The organism is Burkholderia sp. IMCC1007, assembly GCF_027257875.1.
Lineage (GTDB): Bacteria > Pseudomonadota > Gammaproteobacteria > Burkholderiales > Burkholderiaceae > Burkholderia.
On sequence record NZ_JAPVQY010000116.1, the window covers coordinates 1 to 6727 of the forward strand.

The following is a 6727-nucleotide window of genomic DNA, read 5'->3' on the forward strand; positions in this document are numbered from 1 at the left end:
GGCGCTGCGTGTGCTGCAGGCGCTGCGTGTGCTGTAGGCGCTGCGGGCGCTGCGAGTGCAGCGGCCGGCGCCCGCGCACCGCACCCGCCGCGACCGGCCGCCGCCCGCGCCCTCCCCGACAGGACTCTTCACCCGTGAATCGCTCCGAACTGCTTGCGCGCGACGGCTGCCTGACCGTGATCCGCCTGCCCGCGCCGCCCGTGAAGCCGGCGCCCGGCCAGCCGGGCAGCCTGTCGTCGTACGTACCGGCGCTGCCCGAGGTGTTCGTCGCGATCCTCGACGACGGACGCATCCTCGCGTTCAACGGGCACGTCGATCTCGGCACCGGCATCCGCACGTCGCTCGCGCAGATCGTCGCCGAGGAACTCGACGTGCCGGCCGCGCGCGTGACGATGGTGCTCGGCGACACAGCCGCGACGCCGAACCAGGGCCCGACCATCGCGAGCGCGACGATCCAGATTTCCGCGACGCCGCTGCGCTGCGCGGCCGCGCAGGCGCGGCATGCGCTGCTGGCGCTGGCCGCCGAGCGCTTCGGCGTCGACGCAGCGCAACTCGACACCGACGGCGGGACGATCTCGGTGCCCGCCGACGGACGCACGGCGACATTCGCCGCGCTCGTCGCCGCGCGCCGCATCGCGCTGACGCTCGACCTCAATGCGCGGACGAAGGATCCCGCGCACTACCGGATCGTCGGCAAGTCGGCGCCGCGCGTCGACGTGCCCGCGAAAGCCACCGGCCAGCTCACGTTCGTGCACGACATGCGCGTGCCCGGCATGCTGCACGGCCGCGTCGTACGGCCGCCGTATGCGGGCCACGACAGCGGCGCGTTCGTCGGCACGTCGCTCGTCGACGTCGACCGCGCGTCGGTCGCCGACGTTCCGGGGCTCGTGGCGGTCGTCACGATCGGCGACTTCGTCGGCGTGGTCGCCGAACGCGAGGAACATGCGATACGCGCGGCGCGTCAGTTGCGCGTGACGTGGCGACCGCACCCCGCACTGCCGTCGCTCGACGCGCCGGCCGCCGCGATCGCGGCCGCGCCCGCGCAGCGCCGCGTCCTGCTCGACGAAGGCAACGTCGATGCGGCGCGCACGCAACCCGACACGATCACGCTGTCGCGCACCTACGCATGGCCGTTCCAGATGCACGGCTCGATCGGCCCGTCGTGCGCGCTTGCCGACTACCGCGCGCCCGGCGACGGCCGGATCACCGTGTGGTCCGGCACGCAGAACCCGGTGTCGCTGCGCTACGACCTCGCGATGCTCGTGGCGCGCGACGAAGCGGATTTCGACATCGTGCGGATGGAGGCGGCCGGCTGCTACGGCCGCAACGGCGCGGACGACGTCTGCGGCGACGCGCTGCTGCTGTCGCGCGCGGTCGGTCGGCCGGTGCGCGTGCAACTATCGCGTGCGGACGAACATCTGTGGGAACCGAAGGGGGCCGGCCAACTGATGCAGGTGACGGGCACCGTGACGCGCGACGGCCGCCTGCTCGGCTACGACTTCACGACACGCTATCCGTCGAACGACGCGCCGCTGCTCGCGACGCTGCTGACCGGCGCGATCGCCCCCGAGCCGCGCGTGTTCGAGATGGGCGACCGGACGGCCGTGTCGCCTTATGCAAGCCCGAATCGCCGCTTCGTCTGTGAGGATCTCGCGCCGCTCGTGCGCGCGTCGTGGTTGCGCGGCGTATCGGCGCTGCCGAACTCGTTCGCGCACGACGCGTTCGTCGACGAATGCGCGGCGCTGGCCGGCATCGATCCGCTCGCGTTCCGGATTCGCCATCTGCAGGACACGCGCGCGATCGAATTGCTGCAGGCCGTCGCCGATCGCGCGGGCTGGACGCCGCGCGCCGGTCGCAACGACGAACATGACGAACGCGATGCCGCGCGCGTCGTGCGCGGCCGCGGCATCGCCTATGCGCGCTACGTGCACAGCCGCTTCCCCGGCTTCGGCGCGGCGTGGTCCGCATGGATCGTCGACCTGAGCGTCGACCGCGTGTCCGGCGAGATCCGCGTCGAGCGCGTGACGGTCGGCCAGGACACAGGCACGATGATCAATCCGGACGGCGTGCGCCATCAGATTCACGGCAACGTGATCCAGGTATTGAGCCGCACGCTGAAGGAGCGCGTCCGGTTCGCCGACGGCAAGGTCGCGTCGCGCGAATGGGCGAGCTATCCGATCCTGACGTTCGACGAAGTGCCGGACATCGACGTCGTGCTGATGCCCCGCCAAGGCGAGCCGCCGCTCGGCGCGGGCGAATCGGCATCGGTGCCGGGGCCGGCGGCGGTTGCGAATGCGCTGTTCGATGCGACCGGCGTGCGCTTCTACGCGCCGCCGTTCACGCCCGAAACGGTGCGGGCCGCGTTGCGCGAAGCCGGTCGGCTTCTCAGCGTGGAAACGCCGGCCGTCGCGGGCGCCGGCGCCATATAACGCCGGGTTAAGGCGATAGGCGGACGGCGGCACGCGTCCCGCGTCACGCGTCGCCGTCGGCCTCCATCATCTTGCGCAGCAGGTACTGCAGCGCGACGCGTTCGCCCGGATTGAGCGGACCGTACGTGCGCTCCGTCACCTGCCGCGCGAACGGCACCGTGCGGTCGATCAGCGCGAGGCCGGCCGCGGTCGCGCGCACGATCAGCTTGCGCCCGTCATTGGGGTCGGGCAGCACTTCGATCAGCGCGCGCGTCTTCAATCGGTCGACCACGCCGCGGATGGTCGCCTGGTCGATCGCGGTCGCCTTGACGATGTCGTTCAGCGAACATGCCTGCTTTTCCTTGACCGCGCACAGCGCGACGAACTGCGCGGCCGTCAGGTCGGAATCGGGGATCGCTTCCTGAAAGATCGCGACGTGGCGCTGATAGGCGCGACGCAACAAGTGGCCAACCTGGTCGTGAAAGTCGTAGGAATCCTTGGAAGACGCCATGAAAGTGAAAGCCCGCTCGGCACGAATGGGAAAGGTAAGGAGTGTACACCCTCAAATCGCCGCACTTGCCGGTGCGCGCGCCGCTTCGTTGCGGTGCATCAGGCTTCGTCGCGCCGTTCCCGCACGATGCGCGAAGATCCATCGATCGGTGCGGGCTCAACGCGTATCCCCCGTCCGCCGGCTCGGCCAGCCAGCGCGCGTCGGATCGCACGCTGTCGGGCTATCGAATCGCTTGCACGCACACACTCCATTTTTAAGCGCATACGCACTAATTTGGCGCATGCCTCGACGTTTTATCGAGTCGCCCGAATGCGTACGAAGATTTGCGCCAACCCGCGATATACACGCGATTTCCTTCACTTTTCAGCCTATCGATCGGCGTCCATTTCCATGCCAGTGCGATTCCGTATTTTCTAGTGTGTACGCTATGTAATTGGCGTGCTATACAGACTCCAGCGCGCGGCGAAATACTCGCTCGCGTCGATCGGCCACTCACTCATTCGTCACATTTGAACAGGGGCAATCCCATGTCTACCGCACACCCGAGCGCCGCCGTCTCCGCCGACGACGCGCAGCACGGCCCGCTCTACCGGAAAGTCACGCTACGCCTGATCACCCTCTTCTGTCTGTGCTATTTCGCGGCCTATCTCGACCGCATCAACATCGGCCTCGCGAAGCTGCAGATGCTCGATGCGCTGAAATTCAGCGATACCGTGTACGGGCTCGGCGCCGGCCTGTTCTTCGCCGGCTACATCCTGTTCGAAGTCCCGAGCAATCTGGTGCTGCAGCGCGTCGGTGCGAAGCTGTGGATCGCGCGGATCATGATCACGTGGGGCCTGCTGTCGGGCGCGACGATGTTCGTGCACACGCCGATGCAGTTCTACATCGTGCGCTTCCTGCTCGGCGCCGCCGAAGCCGGCTTCCTGCCCGGCGTGCTGCTGTACCTGACGCAGTGGTATCCCGACGCGCGCCGCGCGCGGATCGTCGCGCTGTTCATGGTCGGCCTGCCGTTGTCGAGCATGATCGGCAGCCCGATCTCCGGCTGGATCATGCGCGCGTTCGACGGCACGCAGGGGCTCGGCGGCTGGCAGTGGCTGTTCCTGCTCGAGGCGTTGCCGTCGGTCCTGCTCGGCTTCGCGGTGCTGCGCTGGCTGCCCAACAGCATCGAGACCGCGCGCTGGCTCGACGACGACGAAAAGCGCGCACTGCGCGAGAACCTCGACGCCGATCCGGCCGATAACAAGAGCCACGCGCTCGGCCGCGCGTTCTCCGATCCGAAGGTCTGGGCGCTCGGCCTCATCGATCTGTGCGTGCTGCTGGGGCTGTACGCAGTGAGCTTCTGGCTGCCGACGATCCTGCGCGATACCGGCGTGAAGGACGCATATCACATCGGCTGGCTGATGGTGATCCCGAACGCCGCGGCCGTGCTCGCGACGCTGTATTGCGGCGCAAGCTCCGACCGCGCGCGCGAACGCCGCTGGCATATCGTCGTGCCGTTCGTGGTGTCGGCCGTGGCGCTCGCGCTTGCGGCCACGTCGACGCACGGCACGCTCGCGACCGTGCTGCTGTTCTCGCTGATCAACGCGGGCGCCGCCGCCGCGATGCCGGTCGTCTGGGCGCTGCCGTCCACGTTCCTGAAGGGCTCGGCCGCAGCGGGCGGGATCGCGTTCGCATGCTCGATCGCGAACCTCGGCGGCTTCGGCAGCACCTATTTCATCGGCTGGCTGCGCGACACGTTCCATTCGCAAAGCGCGGGACTGTACGGCTTCGCCGCGTGCATGCTGGTCGGTTGCGCACTCGCGCTCGCGTATCCGGCGAAGCTCGTGAATCGCTGATGTCCCGACGCGCGCGGCGACACCACGTCGTCGCGCGCGATTGCGCCGTTCGCCGCGGGTGCGCGCCCTATGGATGCGCACGCAACGATCGACGAACGCGCACCGCAGCCTCCGCACCGGTTTGCGCAACGCACACCGAGCGGCGTTTCAAACGCTTTTGCGTCGAACGTCCCGCGCGGACACGTCCTCACGCTGCTTTTTTACAAACGCATTACCGGGCGCGCAGGATCGCACGCGGCATGCGGCGACCCGCCGCCCGCACGCGCCGTCCGTTCGCGCCACCGCACGGCCGCCCGCGTGCTTCGTGCGATGCAGGCACAGCGCTTGCGACATGTTGGCGCCCGCCGTCCGGCGGACAGCACCCATTCTGCAACCGGCGCTGCGCACCGCGCGAGGCTTCGCGCGGCGACCCCGCATCGCAAGCAGGCTACCCTGAGAGGACGACATGAAATCCATACGAACGATAATGGCGCTGTGCTCGGTCATTTCCGTGCTCGCGGCATGCGGCGGCGACGGTAACGACGTCGGCACCGAGCTCGGGATCTCGAAGCCGCAGGCGCGCTTCATCAACGCGGTGCCGGCCGGCCCGAAGCTCGACTACTACTTGAATGCGAAGGTCGACGCATCCGGCGTCGCGTACAAGGGCGTCACGCGCTATCACGACGTCGATTCGGGCACGCAGACGGCGAGCTACGACGTATCGGGAACCACGACGACGGTCGCATCGCAATCGTTCAGTGCAGCGAACGGTCACCACTACACCACGATTGCGCTGCCGAGCACATCGTCTCAGATCTCGGTGATCGACGATCCGTACGCCAAGGGCCTGCTGTCCGACAAGGCGCGCGTGCGCACGTTCAACGCGTCGCCGAACGCGCAGAACGTCGACGTGTACGTCGTGCCGCCGGGAACCGACATCACCGCGCAAAGCCCGACGCTGTCCGGCGCCGCCTATCAGAACGCATCGCCGGCATCGGGCCAGGACTCCGTCTACCTGAACGGCGGCAGCTACCAGGTGATCGTCACGACCGCCGGCAGCAAATCGCCGATCCTGAAGACCGCACCCGTGACCATCAACAACAACGCCGACTGGCTGCTGCTGACGATTCCGTCCGGCGGCATCGGCGACGTGACGCCGAACGACGTCCACGTGCTGGTTGCGCAAGGCAATGACGCGGACACCGCCGCGCAGGAACTCGGCCCGCAATAAACGGCGCCGGCCGCTCGACGCCCCGCCGGCCGGCGGGGCGCTGCATCGTTAGATCATCAGCCTGTCATTCCGTGCGCTCGAGGCGGATCACGTGCTCGGCGCGCGCGCCGTCGCCGTGCGCGACCTCGACGTCGCCGACATGGGTCACGCGCCAGCCGGGCCGCGTCGCGATCTGCGGCATGTTGCCCGACGGCCGGCTCTCGATCCCGCCGAGCCCTTCGTCCGGCGTGTCGACCGCATCGTCGGGCGACGCGTTCGAATAGATCACGTTGTCGTGCCATTCGGTCGCGCCGGTACGCGCTTCCATGCCCTTGCCATCGACGTCGACCGTGTTGTCCGTCATCGCCATGTTGGCGTTGTCGAGCGTCACGATCCGGCCCGCGGCCCGGCGCACCGGATCGGCGCTGTCGACCGCATGCGCATCGACGTCGATCGGCGGCAGGCCGGTCGGCGCTTTCGCGGCGATGGTCTCGGGCGTCTGTGGCCGCTTCGCGACTTCGGCGGCCTGGGTCGCCGCGTCCGGCATGTCGCCTGCCGCCGGTGTCTGCACCGGGCTCTGCGCGATCTGTTCGCGCTGCTGTTTCGGGGTTGGGTTCGATTCCGCGTTGTGCATCGCACCTCCTGTTCCGGACGCGTGCGCTGGCTCGATACACGGCGCCGGTCCGGCAATCGCTACAACGGTCCTTGCAAATCCTGCACGCGCGGCGCCGCACACGTGCGCCTCGCGACGCACGTGCCGCGCCGGCACGCCATCATGGCGGCC

The 6727-nt window shown here is 68.6% G+C and carries 5 protein-coding genes; 3 read left to right on the plus strand and 2 right to left on the minus strand.

Features of this window, described 5'->3' with window-relative positions:
* Positions 1 to 134: 134 nt before the first annotated feature.
* A complete protein-coding gene (locus tag O1Q03_RS39590) occupies positions 135 to 2429 on the plus strand; it encodes a xanthine dehydrogenase family protein molybdopterin-binding subunit (RefSeq protein WP_269511519.1) in 2295 nt (764 codons plus the stop codon).
* Between the two features lie 43 nt (positions 2430 to 2472).
* Here O1Q03_RS39590 and O1Q03_RS39595 read toward each other — a convergent pair whose 3' ends face one another.
* Positions 2473 to 2919: a MarR family winged helix-turn-helix transcriptional regulator gene (locus O1Q03_RS39595; protein WP_059598821.1), complete on the minus strand. Its 447-nt coding sequence runs from the start codon at positions 2917 to 2919 to the stop codon at positions 2473 to 2475.
* 527 nt (positions 2920 to 3446) lie between these two features.
* On the opposite strand from O1Q03_RS39595, the gene O1Q03_RS39600 reads away from it, so the two are divergent.
* Both O1Q03_RS39600 and O1Q03_RS39605 read left to right on the plus strand, forming a co-directional pair.
* A complete protein-coding gene (locus O1Q03_RS39600; protein WP_269511522.1) occupies positions 3447 to 4754 on the plus strand; it encodes an MFS transporter in 1308 nt (435 codons plus the stop codon).
* A gap of 445 nt (positions 4755 to 5199) precedes the next feature.
* Entirely contained in the window at positions 5200 to 5964 is a 765-nt protein-coding gene (locus tag O1Q03_RS39605) for a DUF4397 domain-containing protein (RefSeq protein WP_269511525.1), read from the plus strand.
* Positions 5965 to 6028: 64 nt separating this feature from the next.
* Here the strand turns inward: O1Q03_RS39605 and O1Q03_RS39610 are convergent, their stop codons facing one another.
* Complete coding sequence (locus O1Q03_RS39610; RefSeq protein ID WP_269511528.1) at positions 6029 to 6577, minus strand: DUF3005 domain-containing protein; 549 nt, start codon at positions 6575 to 6577, stop codon at positions 6029 to 6031.
* Between the last annotated feature and the right edge of the window lie 150 nt (positions 6578 to 6727).

Bases quoted from the DNA above. Each gene is read 5' to 3' on its own strand.
- O1Q03_RS39600 (WP_269511522.1), top strand. From the start codon at position 3,447: ATGTCTACCGCACACCCGAGCGCCGCCGTCTCCGCCGACGACGCGCAG.
- O1Q03_RS39595 (WP_059598821.1), bottom strand. From the start codon at position 2,919: ATGGCGTCTTCCAAGGATTCCTACGACTTTCACGACCAGGTTGGCCAC.
- O1Q03_RS39610 (WP_269511528.1), bottom strand. From the start codon at position 6,577: ATGCACAACGCGGAATCGAACCCAACCCCGAAACAGCAGCGCGAACAG.
- O1Q03_RS39605 (WP_269511525.1), top strand. From the start codon at position 5,200: ATGAAATCCATACGAACGATAATGGCGCTGTGCTCGGTCATTTCCGTG.